The organism is Segatella copri (genome assembly GCF_026015625.1).
Classification (GTDB): Bacteria; Bacteroidota; Bacteroidia; order Bacteroidales; family Bacteroidaceae; genus Prevotella; species Prevotella copri_H.
Genome location: NZ_JAPDVG010000001.1, coordinates 962476 through 976683, shown reverse-complemented (window position 1 = coordinate 976683; position 14208 = coordinate 962476). Strand labels below are relative to the sequence as shown.

17 protein-coding genes are annotated in these 14208 nt (G+C 45.6%); 9 read left to right on the top strand and 8 right to left on the bottom strand.

Features of this window, described 5'->3' with window-relative positions:
* Positions 1-27: 27 nt before the first annotated feature.
* Entirely contained in the window at positions 28-879 is an 852-nt protein-coding gene (gene hisG / locus ONT19_RS04245; protein WP_118255556.1) for an ATP phosphoribosyltransferase, read from the bottom strand.
* Positions 880-952: 73 nt separating this feature from the next.
* Between hisG and ONT19_RS04240 the strand changes: the two genes are divergently transcribed.
* A complete protein-coding gene (locus ONT19_RS04240; RefSeq protein ID WP_437183778.1) occupies positions 953-2245 on the top strand; it encodes a transglycosylase SLT domain-containing protein in 1293 nt (430 codons plus the stop codon).
* A 100-nt stretch (positions 2246-2345) separates the two neighbouring features.
* Here ONT19_RS04240 and tnpC read toward each other — a convergent pair whose 3' ends face one another.
* The 3 genes from tnpC to ONT19_RS04225 all read right to left on the bottom strand — a co-directional run bounded on the left by tnpC (position 2346) and on the right by ONT19_RS04225 (position 4773).
* Positions 2346-3926, bottom strand: a complete 1581-nt coding sequence (gene tnpC, locus ONT19_RS04235) for an IS66 family transposase (protein ID WP_264952447.1) — start codon at positions 3924-3926, stop codon at positions 2346-2348.
* A gap of 101 nt (positions 3927-4027) precedes the next feature.
* Positions 4028-4375, bottom strand: a complete 348-nt coding sequence (gene tnpB / locus ONT19_RS04230; protein ID WP_119236911.1) for an IS66 family insertion sequence element accessory protein TnpB — start codon at positions 4373-4375, stop codon at positions 4028-4030.
* Positions 4363-4773, bottom strand: coding sequence for a hypothetical protein (locus ONT19_RS04225; protein WP_144021577.1), 411 nt, complete (start codon positions 4771-4773; stop codon positions 4363-4365). Before ONT19_RS04225 ends, tnpB begins: the two co-directional genes overlap by 13 nt.
* A 1120-nt stretch (positions 4774-5893) precedes the next feature.
* On the opposite strand from ONT19_RS04225, the gene ONT19_RS04220 reads away from it, so the two are divergent.
* The 4 genes from ONT19_RS04220 (at position 5894) to ONT19_RS04205 (ending at position 8116) form a co-directional block, all read left to right on the top strand.
* Entirely contained in the window at positions 5894-6553 is a 660-nt protein-coding gene (locus tag ONT19_RS04220) for an HU family DNA-binding protein (RefSeq protein ID WP_264904091.1), read from the top strand.
* 96 nt (positions 6554-6649) lie between these two features.
* Entirely contained in the window at positions 6650-6745 is a 96-nt protein-coding gene (locus ONT19_RS04215; RefSeq protein ID WP_153072405.1) for a smalltalk protein, read from the top strand.
* A gap of 270 nt (positions 6746-7015) precedes the next feature.
* Complete coding sequence (locus ONT19_RS04210; protein WP_215652734.1) at positions 7016-7408, top strand: rhodanese-like domain-containing protein; 393 nt, start codon at positions 7016-7018, stop codon at positions 7406-7408.
* A gap of 261 nt (positions 7409-7669) precedes the next feature.
* On the top strand, positions 7670-8116 hold the full coding sequence (locus ONT19_RS04205) for a PepSY-like domain-containing protein (protein ID WP_228112360.1): 447 nt from the start codon (positions 7670-7672) through the stop codon (positions 8114-8116).
* A 164-nt stretch (positions 8117-8280) separates the two neighbouring features.
* On the opposite strand, the gene ONT19_RS04200 is transcribed toward ONT19_RS04205, so the two are convergent.
* Positions 8281-8634 carry a hypothetical protein gene (locus tag ONT19_RS04200; protein WP_118152866.1) on the bottom strand — a complete coding sequence of 118 codons (354 nt, stop codon included), beginning with the start codon at positions 8632-8634 and terminating at the stop codon, positions 8281-8283.
* A 328-nt stretch (positions 8635-8962) separates the two neighbouring features.
* Here ONT19_RS04200 and ONT19_RS04195 point away from each other — a divergent pair, with 328 nt between their 5' ends.
* Genes ONT19_RS04195 through aroC form a run of 3 tightly spaced genes read left to right on the top strand, consistent with a single transcriptional unit; the run spans position 8963 to position 11010 of the window.
* Positions 8963-9247 carry a hypothetical protein gene (locus tag ONT19_RS04195; protein WP_006846647.1) on the top strand — a complete coding sequence of 95 codons (285 nt, stop codon included), beginning with the start codon at positions 8963-8965 and terminating at the stop codon, positions 9245-9247.
* Positions 9248-9255: 8 nt separating this feature from the next.
* Positions 9256-9858: an FKBP-type peptidyl-prolyl cis-trans isomerase gene (locus ONT19_RS04190; protein ID WP_153085523.1), complete on the top strand. Its 603-nt coding sequence runs from the start codon at positions 9256-9258 to the stop codon at positions 9856-9858.
* A 27-nt stretch (positions 9859-9885) separates the two neighbouring features.
* Positions 9886-11010 carry a chorismate synthase gene (gene aroC / locus ONT19_RS04185; RefSeq protein ID WP_153088991.1) on the top strand — a complete coding sequence of 375 codons (1125 nt, stop codon included), beginning with the start codon at positions 9886-9888 and terminating at the stop codon, positions 11008-11010.
* 68 nt (positions 11011-11078) lie between these two features.
* Here aroC and nth read toward each other — a convergent pair whose 3' ends face one another.
* From nth to ONT19_RS04170, 3 genes are read right to left on the bottom strand one after another with little or no spacing between them, the layout of a single operon-like run.
* Entirely contained in the window at positions 11079-11726 is a 648-nt protein-coding gene (gene nth, locus ONT19_RS04180; protein ID WP_264952215.1) for an endonuclease III, read from the bottom strand.
* A 5-nt stretch (positions 11727-11731) separates the two neighbouring features.
* A complete protein-coding gene (locus ONT19_RS04175; RefSeq protein ID WP_040552750.1) occupies positions 11732-12343 on the bottom strand; it encodes an OmpH family outer membrane protein in 612 nt (203 codons plus the stop codon).
* A 31-nt stretch (positions 12344-12374) separates the two neighbouring features.
* Positions 12375-12569 (bottom strand): hypothetical protein, encoded by a 195-nt coding sequence (locus ONT19_RS04170; RefSeq protein ID WP_006846653.1) that lies wholly within the window; start codon positions 12567-12569, stop codon positions 12375-12377.
* Positions 12570-12689: 120 nt separating this feature from the next.
* Here ONT19_RS04170 and ONT19_RS04165 point away from each other — a divergent pair, with 120 nt between their 5' ends.
* Positions 12690-14150 (top strand): aminoacyl-histidine dipeptidase, encoded by a 1461-nt coding sequence (locus ONT19_RS04165; protein ID WP_264952216.1) that lies wholly within the window; start codon positions 12690-12692, stop codon positions 14148-14150.
* The last annotated feature ends 58 nt before the right edge of the window (positions 14151-14208 follow it).

The following is a 14208-nucleotide window of genomic DNA, read 5'->3' as shown; positions in this document are numbered from 1 at the left end:
ACATTACACATAAAACACTACACATTATTACAATATCATCTTTTCGATTGGTGTTACCAGGATGCCCTGTGCACCGAGTTCCTTCAACTTGCCTATGATTTCCCAGAAACGCTTCTCGTCGAGCACGGTGTGGATAGAGCACCATTCCTCATCAGCCAACGGGATAATTGTAGGACTCTTGATGCCTGGCAATACTTCTGTAATCTCCTGAATCTTTTCCTTAGGAGCATTCATCATCACGTACTTCTTGTCCTGTGCAGAACGTACAGCCTCGAAGCGGAACAGCATCTCGTTCAGAATCTCATGCTTCTCCTCGTCCATGTTCCAGTTGCCGATGAGCAGAGCCTCGCTCTTCATCACCACCTCAACCTCAGCAAGATTGTTGCTGACCAGAGTAGAACCTGAACTTACAATATCGAAAATACCGTCAGCCAAACCGATGCCCGGACTGATTTCTACAGAACCCGTAATGACATGGATGTCGGCATTGATATTATTCTTCTTCATAAACTTGCGCAGGATATTAGGGTAAGAAGTAGCAATCTTCTTGCCGTTGAACCATTGCAATCCCGGATAATCAATCTTCTTAGGAATGGCGAGGCTCAGGCGGCACTTGCTGAAACCCAGACGGTCAATAATCTGCGCATTCTCTCCACGCTCTACAAACTCGTTCTCGCCCACGATACCGATATCTGCCACACCAGAGGCTACGCTCTGAGGAATGTCATCATCACGAAGGTAGAGAACTTCGAGAGGAAAGTTGCTTGACTGCACCAGGAGGGTGCGTTTAGAGGCGCTTACTTTGATGTCAGCCTCTGCTAAAAGATTCATGGTGTCGTCGAAAAGACGACCCTTACTTTGTACTGCTATTCGTAACATATTTCTATATTTTGTTTGAAAAACATTGCAAAAGTACATATTTTTATTAGAATAAACAAATAATTTCTCACTTATGTGCAAAATATTTCGTACTTTTGCAGCTGAAATGAAGAATAAAGGATATTTATACGCATTATATGCACTATTTTTGCTCGCTGCCTGTGCCGACAAGAAACCGCAGCAGGAGCTTACGCCATGGGGAACTCCTGTAGGCGAAATGGAGCATGCTGACAACTCTGATGGGGCTGATGGTGATGAAAAGAAACCAGCTTCAACCAGCAAGGGGCTTTCGCTCGAAGATATTCAGGCCAATGGTGAGCTCATCATGCTTACCGTTAACGGCCCTACTACCTATTATGATTACCGCAGCCACGGAATGGGACTGCAATATCTGCTCTGCGAGAAGTTTGCCCAGCAGATCGGCGTGTCGTTACGCGTAGAAGAATGTAAGGATACGGCTGAAATGGTACGCAAACTGGAGAAGGGAGAAGGTGATGTGATTGCCGTGCCCCTACCCCGAAAACAGACCAGAGGCAACCTGCTGTTCTGTGGTGTTACGCCCGACAGTACCCGAACCCAATGGGCTGTGCAGAACGGTAACAAGAGTCTTGCCGACACCCTGAACGGCTGGTTTAAGCCTAAGCTGATTGCTCAGGTCAAGCAGGAAGAATCGTGGCTGCTTTCTTCTGCCAGCGTGCGCCGCCACATTTATTCACCATTTCTGAACCGTTCTAAGGGTGTTATTTCCCGCTACGACCACCTCTTCCAGCGCTATAGCGGAACGGCTCGCATGGACTGGCGTCTGATGGCTGCCCAATGTTATCAGGAGAGCTGTTTTGACCCGAATGCGAAGTCATGGGCTGGAGCTTGCGGACTGATGCAGATTATGCCAGGCACGGCTGCCCATCTGGGTTTGCCGATGAGCATGATTCATGAACCTGAGGCGAATGTGGCTGCGGCAGCCAGATATATGGCGGAACTGCAGGGGCATTTCTCTGACGTGGGCGACCCGTCCCAGCGCATGCTTTTTGCCCTTGCTTCTTATAATGGTGGCTATTTCCACATCAGAGATGCGATGGCGCTGGCTCGCAAACATGGTCAGAATCCGCACAATTGGGGCGTAATTCGCAATTATATTCTGCGCCTTTCTCAACCGGCTTATTACACAGACCCGGTGGTGAAATACGGTTACATGCGAGGCACGGAGACGGTAGATTATGTGGATAGAATCAGAGCCCGCTGGGGTGAATACAGCGGTGGTTCAGGCTTCCATGAGAGTCTTCGTGGCAGCGGTATGGGCAGCGGTTCCTTCCATGGAGCCCCTGTTAAATCTAAGCGCCACTACCAAAATAAGTATCATATATAATATAAATAGGTACTGAAAACGATGAGGAAAGGTAAGCGTCTCCGCGTTTATACCTTGCATAATTCAAAAAAAGCAGTAACAGCTGATTAAACAAATGCTGTTACTGCTTTTTCCATCGGTCAGGAAGTAAGTCTCTATATTTTTCTAATGGGGTATTGGGTTGCCATTCTACAGTCTTTTCTATTACGTCGCATATGTATTCAAACAGATTAATGCCATTCAGCCTGCATGAGATTGCGATAGAATATAGGATAGCCGCCCGGCTTGCTCCTTCGTGCGAACCAAAGAACATTGAGTTTCTTCTTGATAGTGATATGTACCTCTGGATTCTCTCAATGTAGTTGTTATCGAGAGCCGTATCACCTCTTTTGAAGATGTCACAAATGGCATTATATTCATTAAGGGCATAGCCGACCGCCTGCGCCAAGGTAGACTTGGGCAGCAAATCTTTCCTGGAAGATATTTCCTCCAGTTTCTCCAATAAATCCTGCAAAATGTCCGGTGCATATGACTGCCGATAGGCTAGATGGTCTTCAACGGTCCATCCATTTACCCCAACCTTATGTTTTTTGTCTTCTCGATAAAATCTGTTGAGGATATCTACGACCTCCTGAGCATCCTTGTCTTCCTTGCCGCAGTCGATGAAATCTCTCTTGACATGCTGCAGGCAGGCGATTCTCATAATGTCAGGATAAGCATCCGACTCCAGTTTCCGGTAAGGAGCATATGCATCACTCTGTATGGTACCTTTATAATCAGAGAATATGTTAAGTATGACCTGCTCAGAGCGTGATCCATCCTCATATACGAAGAAGACAAGTCCCAGTTTAGGCGCACTTACAGCCCAGAAGTAGCCTTTCTTCGAACCCTTGTCCGTAGGCTTTGTCTTGGCTAACAGCACTTTATGGTATGTCTCGTCTGCCGAGACATAATCCTGCTGCAACACTACTTGGCAGATAGCCTTATAGAAGTTTTCCAGTACATCGGCACTTCTGGCAATCAGTTTGTTTGCCGTGGCTTTCCTTAACGTAAACCCATTGTCGGCAAAGTATTTGATGATTCGCTCTACCGGCATGGAATAGATGTATCGCATCTGCAGGAGTCCTGCTGCAAAGGAAGGTGAATAGGAAGAATTCAACAACAGAGCCGGCGGAGTTTTCCCCGGATACATGATACTTCCATCAGTATAAGTGTTGATGTGATACACGGTCTTGATGAATTTGATGGGTTCCATGCTGTAACGTATACAGGTACGAGTTCCGAAGAGACGCAACGTCTTCAAAAACTCTGCATCCATGACAGGATCTATCGTAACATGCACCTCTTTCATCTCGTAATGCATGTCACGCTTGGCTCCGTTGTTTTTGCGTGCCTTTCTCTTTTCGGCCTGCTCTTCTTTCTTCTTGTCAAATTCCTCCTGGGTCATCGAGTCTTGTGGATTCTTTTCCTGACGTTCGGACTTCTTGCCTGAAACGAGCTTGCCGAGTGCCTTGTTCTGACGATTCGCTTTGTCAATGGCGATTCCTTTCTGGACGAGTAATTCTTCTAATGACTTTATACGTTCAATGAGTTCGTTGACCTGTGTAGTCAACGAACTCACCGTAGCATTAGCTTGCTGAAGCTGTTCGTTTGCAAGCTGAAGCTGTTCCTTTAAAAGTACTATAATTTCGTCCTTTTTCATAGTGCAAAGGTACGAAAAAATATCGAGATATGCAAGTGTTTTCAGATATTTATTCTTATTATCTTGCTGATATACAATACGTTAAATATAGCATAGCAAAGCTATAAGTTAAGCCTCTTTCTATATTTCATGCTTTTTAGGCAAATTCCGCTCATGATGGCCGATAGCGTCTTGTACGGCATTTTGCATTGTTTGCTTTGGGGATCAAAGAATGGTAATTCAAAGGTTCCTCGCTCCAGTCGCTTCTGATACAGCAAGAAACCGTCGCCATCCCATTTTAGCATTTTTACCTGCTGGCGATTCTTTGAGAAGAAGATGAAGACGGCACCACCGAGTGGCGGCAGCTCCATCTCCGTCCTCACAATCTGGTACAGGCCATTTATGCCCATGTTCATTCGGACATATCGCTGGCAGACGTAATACTGGGTGTTTTCGTTTAATCCAAACATAGCAAGTCCTCCTTCTCGTAAAGTTTCATCAGATGCATGACTGATTTGGCACTACCTTTCTTGATGGTGACTATCGTTCCATTGGGAAAGGTTAAGGTTATGCCGAAAAGATAATTTTCCGGGCAGACGGAATCGGATGGCATTTCCATGGGAAGGAACATCATCCCAGTGTCCTTGGCTGTTGCTTCGGAACATTCCTTACGGGCTTCGGCCTGAAGCAGACGAATCTGTTGTTTGGCTAACCTAACAGAATAACCTTTCTCTGACATCCATCTATGCATCGAGCGATGGTTTACATGCCGTTCCTTTAAAAAAGGAATCAAACTGGCTTTTGGATTATGATTCAAATGAATCTGGAAGGCATTCCATGCCCTCTCATAACGTTCTGTTGCTCTCATAATTGCGTTGCTTTTAAAATTATATGGTGCAAAGGTAAGAACTTTTACGATAAAGGGAAAGGTATAAACGCGGAGCCGCTTACGAGGAAAGGTATATTTGGGGCTCAATTTACTCTGATTTCTTGCAAAATTTGGAGATAAGAGCCCCAAATATACCAAATAACGGGGATGTGAGTTTGCGTTCTTTTATAGGGCGTTTTTGTTGTTTTGTAAAGAAAAATACAAGATACTAAAATGTCGTTATATCATCTCCTACAACGATTAAAAGGAGTGTTTATATATATGTATGTATAATATCCTTACTACAGAAAATAGTAACGGAAATGATGCGAAAATCCGCATTTTTTTTGCGTTTTAGAAGATAAGATGCAAAAATTAGGGGGTTAGGAAGGTATTTTACCCCCTCTTCTAAGGGTAAAAAATGCCCCTCCTTGGACATAAAAACAGCCTCTGACACAATATATTTTGACAAAATGCAACAGAAAACAAGGATAAAAATGTAGAATCGAACAACATATCAACTAACTAAAGCGACTTAATATGTAGATAATCATTATACATAAAATATTAGAGTAGGAATACAACAAAATACACATAACGCGCTAACAACCAACACATTCAGACATACACAAAGAAACCATGTCAGGTAAAACTCACAAGTTCATCTAGCGGTCATTAATGCCCGGTCATTTTCGGTCATTAAGGTTTTCGGGGTGCGAAAAAGAGAGCTATAATATATATTAAATTTTTTAATATATATTATAGGGGCTAAATGACCGGAAGTGATTTTTCTTAATGACCGATAATGACCGGTCACTAATGACCGGATGCAGCCCGTTGCCATGACTCTCTTCACCTACTCTCGAAAGGCTCCATTTCACAAGATTCCGGAAAACTGAATTCAAGTTGCCGGAAAAGTATTGCTTCCTACAGCGCTTTTTCGTACCTTTGCACCAGCAATCGAAAGAAAGCTATTTTGTACCTAAAGGCGGTCATCTATGAAGACCGAGACAGGGAACAAAAGATGACAGGCGCCGGTCATCAATGAAGACTCTGAAAAGGACAAGAAAAAGCATCTGGGAAATTGTGATTAAATAAACTCTTTAAAGCATAACATAGTATGATTAATTACAGCATCGTAATGCGTAGCGTGAACGCAAATCTTCTGGAAATCAACCAGGCTAAGTCACGCATCAACCAGGCAAAGAAGGAGGGTAAGACCCCTGACCCAAAGGACCTGGAACTCGTGAAGACCGAGAAGCAGAACGCTTTCGCCATCTCACAGTACACTGACATCATGACCATCGAGAAGTTTGCCAAGCACATCACTTCACATGGCAGTGTTTATTCGAGAGCCGACATCAGCGCCATCCTTTACATCGCCGTAGACTGCATGCGTGAGATGTTGCTCGAGGGCAAGAAAATCCGTTTGGGCGATCTCGGTGATTTCTCTCTCCTTCTCACTTCGAAGGGTGCCGAGGATGCCGACAAGTTCACCGCACAGAACATCACCGGCGTGAAGGTGCAGTGGGAGCCTGGTCAGGAGTTTAAGAACCTTCGCGATGACGCCGAGTTCAACCTCGTAGCCAGCCGCAGTGCTCAGGCAGCCGTTATCAAGGCGATTAAGGAGGGTAAGACCAACGTTGACCTCAACGCCCCAACCACTCCGGATAATACGCCAGGTGGTTCAAGCACCGGTCAGACCGGCAGCGAAGGCCAAGGCTCAGAATCAGGCGGCGGTACTACCGGCAAGGACGATACTGGCGACGGCCTTGAATAGCCAAAGGATAAACTGGCTAGGGTGCTAGCCCCTAGTCCAGCCTATTCGCCCCACAAAAAAGTAAACATAAAACACTAAACTTTAAACACTAAAAAGATGAAAGCGAACACTTGGAAAACAATTCTTCAGATAGCCATCAGCATTCTGACCGCTATCGCTACTACGCTCGGAGTAACGAGCTGCATGGGATAAAGAACAAAAACGACCGCTCACCTCAATATGAGGAGAGCGGTCATTTTCGGTCACGGTCATTTTCGGTCATTAAGGATTTCAGATTATCAAAATATCCCTCTATCGTATAAAATAAGGTTAAATCGAGTTCGCCCAGCCAACAAAATCCATCCATATCATCAACTTTCTGAATATTTTTTGTATTTTTGCAGATATATTGCAAGAATGTAGGGGGTTGAGCATGGCTTATCCTCCTAGATTATAGGCGCATAATTATTAAAAGATTAGAGAATGAAGAAAATATTTATCATGAGCATTATAACCATGCTATCAAGCCTGTATTCTTGTCAGGCGCAAAATAAGGACTATAAGAGTCTGTCGGCAGATGACTATGAGAAAGCCATCGCTGACACCGCAGTAATCCGTCTCGACGTACGAACCGCAGAGGAGTTTGCCAATGGGCATATTCGGGGCGCAATCAACATTGACGTACTGAAATCAGACTTCGAGCAGAAGGCCGCTGCCACTCTTCCCAAAAGCAAGACTATCGCCGTGAACTGCCGAAGCGGCAAGCGAAGCAAAAATGCCGCAGCTATATTGACAAAGAACGGCTATCAGGTAATAGAACTCGATTCCGGCTTTATTGGCTGGCAGGCAGCAGGAAAAGAAATCGTAAAGGAGTAAATTGAAATAATCTGATGGAAACAGAAAGATTTTTTCTCCGCTAACGTGAAGCATTGGCACGGTGCTGCAAAAGACAGCTGATAAGCAGTATGCTGCTTTCTAAGCCAAACTTGGGTCGTCAGCCCGTACTTGAACCACATGCAAAAGTTCAGCAAAGAAGATAGAGTTAAACCTTCAGGCACGATTTGCGTCTAATTCTTAAGTGATGGCGTTAAAGCACTCATCACAACTTAGTTATTATAATTTTAAAATTTGTAGCGTATGAAAAGAATTTTGCGAATTTTGATGATTGCCATCTGCTGCATGGTTTCATGCAATATGGTGGCGAATGCGGGCAACGACAAACCTATCTCTGTAAATGCACTTCCTGCCAAGGCTCAGACCTTACTCAGCCAGCATTTCAATGGTCAGAAGGTGATGCTTGCTACCATTGAGTCGGGCGTTGTGAGCAGAAGCTACGACGTGGTTCTGCAGAATGGCACGAAGCTGGAGTTCGACAAAAAGGGAAATCTTACAGAGATTGACTGCAAGCAGGCCACCGTGCCAGACCAGCTGATTCCGCAAGCCATCAAGAATTACCTGATGGCTAATTATGCAGGACAATCGGTGAAAAAGATAGAAATGAACAAGAATGAATACGAGGTAGAACTGGCTAACGGATTGGATTTGACCTTCAACAAGCATTTCCAATTAATAGATATTGACTGATTATCAAGTTAACTGAACTTTCGCATATCAGGAAGCTAAGTTTAGCAAATAGTTTAAGTACGGACTGAAGGCCCAAAAGCAAAAAAGAATCCCAGTCAGGATAAAACCTTGACTGGGATTCTTATTTTAAATCTCTCTCTTATTTTTCTCATATAAAAAGATGATTACTTCAAACCACGGTTGATAAGGGTTGTGTTGAGAAGCATCACGTACTTACGATACTGACTGTTGTTCAAGATAACGTGCATGTACTTGAGATCCTTCAAAACTGCCTTGTCAATCATTGCAGAACGTTCCTCACCCTTTGCTGTTGCAGCATTCATCATGTCTGCGGTGAAGTTCTTGTGTACATCAGCTACAGCCTCTACCTGGTCGATGTTCAAGCTCAAAGCATCTGCCAAGCTAGACATCTTTACATTCATGTTGTAAGCTGCTGTTGCATTTGTCTCCTCTTCTGCTGCGAAAGTAGCTGTTGCCATTGCAAACATAGCTACTGCTAATACCATAATCTTCTTCATAATCTTTTTACCTTTCTTTACTTTGTGAGTCCTGCACATCCGTAGACGCCGGCTCTGTTAAACATTATCCTATAGTCTTTTTCTTTAAGACGCTGCAAAGATAAGAACTTTTCTCTGTGTGCGCAAACATTTCTTGGGATATTTTCAGTTTTCCGCCTATTTCTTGACTTAAATCAACAACAACACACCGAAATAGGCATCAGAACGTTAGAGATATTACATTTTCTCTATCATTTTGTAATATCATCGAAAAAAAAGCCCTTTTTCTTCGTTTATACCAATTATTATTTGTACCTTTGCAAAAGATTCAACCTATAAAACAAGCAAAATGGTACAGGAAAATCATATAGACAAGGCACTCGCCTTTATGGAAAGTCTCGAGAAACTGGGCAACCAGCTCAAGGCGGCTGAGGAACACCAGAAGCAGCTCATCGCCCGAATGCTGGATCTCAAGAAAGAGAATCTGACCGACGGCGAGGAATATGCTGAACTCTCGCAGAAGAGCAAAAGTCTGCAGGACATCATCGACAAATGGCGCCCTATCTATCTGGAGCGCATGGAGATGGTAAAGAGCGTAAGCATTCAGAAAAGAAAAAGAAATAATAAAAAATAAATATAGAAATGGAAACAAACAACAAAAACAAGTTTATTGTAGTTTCATACGCACTGTATGATGTAACTAATGGTGACAACGGCGAGGAAATGCTCATCGAGCGCACAACCGACGAGCGTCCGTTCATCTTCATCAGCGGTATGGGTGTTACCCTGCCAGCTTTCGAAGAGAAGGTGGTAGACCTGGCTAAGGGTGATGAGTTCGACTTCCAGCTGGACCCAGAGCAGGCTTACGGACAGCACTATGATGAGCGCGTACTGGAGCTCGACAAGCAGATTTTTACCATCAACGGCCAGTTTGATGCACAGCACGTACAGGTAGGCGCTATCATCCCATTGCAGAACGAGGATGGCAACCACTTCAACGCAGTCGTGAAGAACATCAGCGATACAAAGGTAACCTGCGACCTGAACCACCCATTGGCTGGCTTGAAGCTCAACTTCTGCGGCCAGATTCTCGAGAGCCGCGAGGCTACTGCTGAGGAGATTGCCAAGATGGCTCAGATGATCAGCGGCGAAGGTGGCGGCTGCTCAGGTGGCTGCGACAACTGCGGCGGCGACTGCAAGGATGGCAACTGCGAGGGTGGTTGCGAAGGCGGCTGCAACAAGTAATAAACACCTTTATAATATATTGAGGTAATGAGGAATACATTTGGCAATCTTTTCACTCTCACTACGTTTGGAGAGAGTCATGGAATAGCTGTAGGAGGCGTTATTGACGGATTTCCTGCAGGCATAGAAATCGACATGGACTTTATCCAGAGCGAGCTGAACCGCCGACGCCCAGGACAGAGCCACATCACTACGGCCAGAAAGGAAGCTGACAAGGTAGAGTTTCTGAGTGGTGTGTTCGAAGGCAAATCAACAGGAACCCCTATCGGCTTTGAGGTGCGTAACCAGAACCAGCATTCTCAGGACTATGAGAACATGCGCTGTCTCTTCCGCCCTTCTCACGCAGATTTCACCTATCACGAGAAGTATGGCGTACGCGATCATCGTGGCGGCGGCCGTTCTTCAGCCCGCATCACCATTGCCCGATGCGTAGGCGGAGCTTTGGCTAAACTTGCCTTGCGACAGTTGGGCATCAGCATCACGGCCTATACATCGCAGGTGGGCAGCATCGCGCTGGAGAAAGATTATCATCTGTATGACCTTAACACCATAGAAGATAATCCGGTGCGCTGTCCTGACCAGCGGAAGGCGAAGGAGATGGAAGATCTCATCGCCCAGGTTAAGGCCGACGGCGATACGATTGGTGGAATCATCACTTGCGTCATCAAGGGTTGCCCGGTAGGATTGGGCGAGCCTGAATTTGGCAAGCTTCATGCCCAACTGGGTGCTGCCATGCTTGGCATTAACGCCGTGAAGGGTTTTGAATATGGTGAGGGATTTGCCGGAGTTACTGCCCGCGGAAGTGAGCAGAATGATGTCTTTATCCCGAAGGCTGATGCTGCAGAGACGCCAGCTGATGCTGCTGTGAATCAGGATGTTGCTGCCCGTATTACAACAAAGAGCAATCATAGCGGAGGAATACAGGGCGGTTTGAGCAATGGTCAGGACATCTATTTCCGTGTTGCCTTTAAGCCAATTGCTACTCTGCTGATGGAGCAGAATACGGTAGATTTGGAAGGAAATGCCACCACGCTGACTGCCCGCGGCCGTCATGATCCTTGCGTTTTGCCAAGAGCCGTGCCAGTGGTTGAAGCCATGGCAGCCATGGTGATTCTGGATAATTATCTCTTGAATAAAACAATAAAACTTTAATTAGTGATTAATTGGTAGTGATTAGTGATAAACAAACTAATCACTACTAACTAATAACTAATCACTACCTAAAGCTTACTGTCCTTTAATAGTTTTGGGCAATATTCATTAAAAAAGCATTTATCGCAGAGCGGTTTCGTACTCTTGCAAATATATCTGCCATGCAGCAGAATCCAATGATGCGCATTCGGAATATCCTCTGCCGGAATGTGATTCATCAGATAATCTTCTACTTTTCGGGGTGTATCTGCCGTTTTCGGCACCAACCCCATACGATGACTCACACGGTAAACATGCGTATCCACCGCCATCGTAGCATGACCGAACCATACGGCACGAATCACATTCGCCGTCTTGCGCCCCACTCCTGCCAACTTCTCCAAATCATCCGCAGCCTCAGGCACCTCACCTCCGAACATCTCAACCAGCTGGCGAGACATTTCAGCAAGATGCTTCGCCTTGGCATTCGGATAACTCACCGAGCTGATCAACTCATAAATATCTTCCTCGCTCGCCTGTGACATGTGCTGCGCATCAGGATAACGGGCAAAGAGAGCAGGCGTAACCATGTTGATGCGTTTGTCGGTGCATTGCGCAGAAAGCAAGGTAGCCACCAGAAGCTGAAATGCGCTACCGAACTGCAACTCGGTAGTTACATTCGGCAGCGCACTTCTGAAATGATTCAATATAAAATCGTATCTTTCCTTACGAAGCATTTCTCTTACTTTTTAGCAGGAGCAGCCTCCTCTTTCTTCAGCTTACCCTTGTAAGCCTTGTTCAAGCCGGAAATCACCTCTTTTGTAATATCGTAAGCCTTGTCTGCATAGAGCAGGTTATCGCCGCTCTTAGAGAAGATGATGCTGTACTTCTTGTCCTTGTTGTAGCGGGCAAGATAGTTGGCAATGCTGTCGTGGAGCGCCTTGTTGTACTTCTCCTGCTCAGCAGCAAACTCGTTGCTCAAGCGCTGCTGCAAGCCCTGCAGGTCGTTGTTCTGCTTCTGCAGTCCAGCCTGGATAGCCTCAGCCTGCTCACGGGTGTAAGCATTCTGCTGAATCTTCTGCTGGAAGTTGGCTGCTGCAGCCTGGAGCTGCTGGCCCTTCTGCGCAATAGTAGCCTGAATGTTCTGACCCTTCTTCTCCAAGATAGAAGAATACTCCTTAGCAAAGGTATACTGAGTCATGATAGAGTCTACCTCTACATAAGCAATCTTCAATTCAGCAGGAGCCTTGCTCTCTGACTTAGCCTCTACCTGAGGCTGAGATTTGTTGCATGATGCCAATGACAGGGCAGCAACAGCTGCAATTGCCACTGAACTCAAAATGTTCTTTCTCATTTTTTCTATCATATTATATTATTACTATTTTCTAATAAGCCTTGTTGGCTTCTCTTGCCTCGCGGTCCTGATCCACCACACAATGAATGCCCTGCTTGCGCAAGCCCGGATTGTCGTGCACATGCTGGGAAGAGAACTTGCCGTTCTTCTTAAAAATCAACTTTACGCAAAATAATGCCATGCAGATAGCAATTATTAACACGCTTAATAACATTAATTTTATCATTTTTATTACCTTTGCAGTGCCTTAGTGCACTTTTGGGTGCAAAGGTACTATTTTTTTGGGAATAACCAAAACAAAATAGCAGAAATAAATGTTTTATCAAAACAAAATAATAGAAAATAAATGAATAAAAGTGAATTGAAGCCTGCTCTCGTGTTCGAGCAGTTCGCAAAAATCAACGAAATACCTCGTCCTTCCAAGCACGAGGAGAACATGATTGAGTTTTTGAAATCTTTCGGTGAGGCTCATCAGCTCGAAACGCTGGTAGATGAAACCGGTAATGTGCTCATCCGCAAAGCTGCCACTCCAGGCTACGAGCATGCTGAAACCATCATCCTGCAGAGTCACATGGATATGGTTTGCGATAAACTGGTAGATGTTGATTTCGATTTCCACAAAGACGCCATCCAGACTTACGTTGACGGAGAATGGCTTAAGGCAAAAGGCACTACATTGGGTGCTGACGACGGTATAGGCTGCGCCATCGAGCTGGCTATCCTGGCAAGCAACGATATTGAGCATGGTCCTATCGAGTGCGTCTTTACACGTGATGAGGAAACCGGACTGACCGGTGCTCACGGTATGAAGGCGGGCTTTATGACCGGAAAGATGCTCATCAATCTTGACTCAGAGGATGAGGGCGAAATCTTCGTATCCTGCGCCGGTGGTCAGACAACCCATGCCACTTTCCACTTCTCACGCGAAGAGGCTCCTGCGGGTTATTTCTTCATGGAAGCTTCGCTGAAGGGTCTCAATGGTGGTCACTCGGGCGATGACATCAACAAGAAGCGCGCCAATGCCATCAAGATTCTTGCCCGCTTCCTCTTCCTCGAAAATGAGAAACTGGATGGAAGTCTGCGCCTCGTAAGCTTCAACAGCGGAAAAATGCACAATGCGATTCCTCGCGACGGAAAAATTGTTTTCGCCGTCAAGAATGCTGATAAGGAACAGGTTCGTGCCGACTGGAACATCTTTGCATCAGAAGTAGAAGATGAATTCCATGTAACCGAACAGGCTATGCAGTTCAACATGAGCAGCACCGATGCTGCACCTGTCATCGAGAAAGCTGTAGCTGACAAGTTCGTAATGGCTCTCCAGGCTGTAGACAACGGTCCGCTTACTACCTGTCAGGATGAGGCGATTGCCTGGATGGTAGAAACCTCAAGCAATGTGGCAAGCGTGATGACCGATGAAAGCAGCATCAACATCGTAGCTTCTCAGCGAAGTAACGTGATGAGCAATCTGGCGAACATGACCAACACCGTAAAGGCAGCCTTCCTTCTGGCTGGCGCCGAGGTAACTGTAGGCGACAAGTATCCTGCCTGGAAGATGCGCGCCAACAGCGAGCTTACCGACCTGGCTGTGAAGGCTTACGAAAAGCTCTTCGGCAAAAAGCCATTGGTAAAGGGTATTCATGCCGGTTTGGAGTGTGGTCTTTTCTCAGAGCGATATCCTGAGCTCGATATGGTAAGTTTCGGCCCTACCCTTCGCAATGTTCACACCCCAGACGAGGCTCTTCTCATTCCTACTGTGGAGATGGTTTGGGACCACTTGCTGGAGATTCTCCGCAGCGTGGCTAAATAAGCAAGCGTGCTAATAAAACGACGAGTTTCATAAAAGCAGCGCGGCTTAATAAAAAAGA

What these genes read in the sequence shown, in the direction of transcription:
- aroC (WP_153088991.1), top strand. Translation starts at nt 9,886, where the DNA reads ATGAGGAATACATTTGGCAATCTTTTCACTCTCACTACGTTTGGAGAG.
- tnpB (WP_119236911.1), bottom strand. Translation starts at nt 4,375, where the DNA reads ATGTTTGGATTAAACGAAAACACCCAGTATTACGTCTGCCAGCGATAT.
- nth (WP_264952215.1), bottom strand. Translation starts at nt 11,726, where the DNA reads ATGCTTCGTAAGGAAAGATACGATTTTATATTGAATCATTTCAGAAGT.
- ONT19_RS04215 (WP_153072405.1), top strand. Translation starts at nt 6,650, where the DNA reads ATGAAAGCGAACACTTGGAAAACAATTCTTCAGATAGCCATCAGCATT.
- ONT19_RS04220 (WP_264904091.1), top strand. Translation starts at nt 5,894, where the DNA reads ATGATTAATTACAGCATCGTAATGCGTAGCGTGAACGCAAATCTTCTG.
- tnpC (WP_264952447.1), bottom strand. Translation starts at nt 3,926, where the DNA reads ATGAAAAAGGACGAAATTATAGTACTTTTAAAGGAACAGCTTCAGCTT.
- ONT19_RS04165 (WP_264952216.1), top strand. Translation starts at nt 12,690, where the DNA reads ATGAATAAAAGTGAATTGAAGCCTGCTCTCGTGTTCGAGCAGTTCGCA.
- hisG (WP_118255556.1), bottom strand. Translation starts at nt 879, where the DNA reads ATGTTACGAATAGCAGTACAAAGTAAGGGTCGTCTTTTCGACGACACC.
- ONT19_RS04240 (WP_437183778.1), top strand. Translation starts at nt 953, where the DNA reads ATGTGCAAAATATTTCGTACTTTTGCAGCTGAAATGAAGAATAAAGGA.
- ONT19_RS04200 (WP_118152866.1), bottom strand. Translation starts at nt 8,634, where the DNA reads ATGAAGAAGATTATGGTATTAGCAGTAGCTATGTTTGCAATGGCAACA.
- ONT19_RS04195 (WP_006846647.1), top strand. Translation starts at nt 8,963, where the DNA reads ATGGTACAGGAAAATCATATAGACAAGGCACTCGCCTTTATGGAAAGT.
- ONT19_RS04205 (WP_228112360.1), top strand. Translation starts at nt 7,670, where the DNA reads ATGAAAAGAATTTTGCGAATTTTGATGATTGCCATCTGCTGCATGGTT.
- ONT19_RS04210 (WP_215652734.1), top strand. Translation starts at nt 7,016, where the DNA reads ATGAAGAAAATATTTATCATGAGCATTATAACCATGCTATCAAGCCTG.
- ONT19_RS04225 (WP_144021577.1), bottom strand. Translation starts at nt 4,773, where the DNA reads ATGAGAGCAACAGAACGTTATGAGAGGGCATGGAATGCCTTCCAGATT.
- ONT19_RS04175 (WP_040552750.1), bottom strand. Translation starts at nt 12,343, where the DNA reads ATGAGAAAGAACATTTTGAGTTCAGTGGCAATTGCAGCTGTTGCTGCC.
- ONT19_RS04190 (WP_153085523.1), top strand. Translation starts at nt 9,256, where the DNA reads ATGGAAACAAACAACAAAAACAAGTTTATTGTAGTTTCATACGCACTG.
- ONT19_RS04170 (WP_006846653.1), bottom strand. Translation starts at nt 12,569, where the DNA reads ATGATAAAATTAATGTTATTAAGCGTGTTAATAATTGCTATCTGCATG.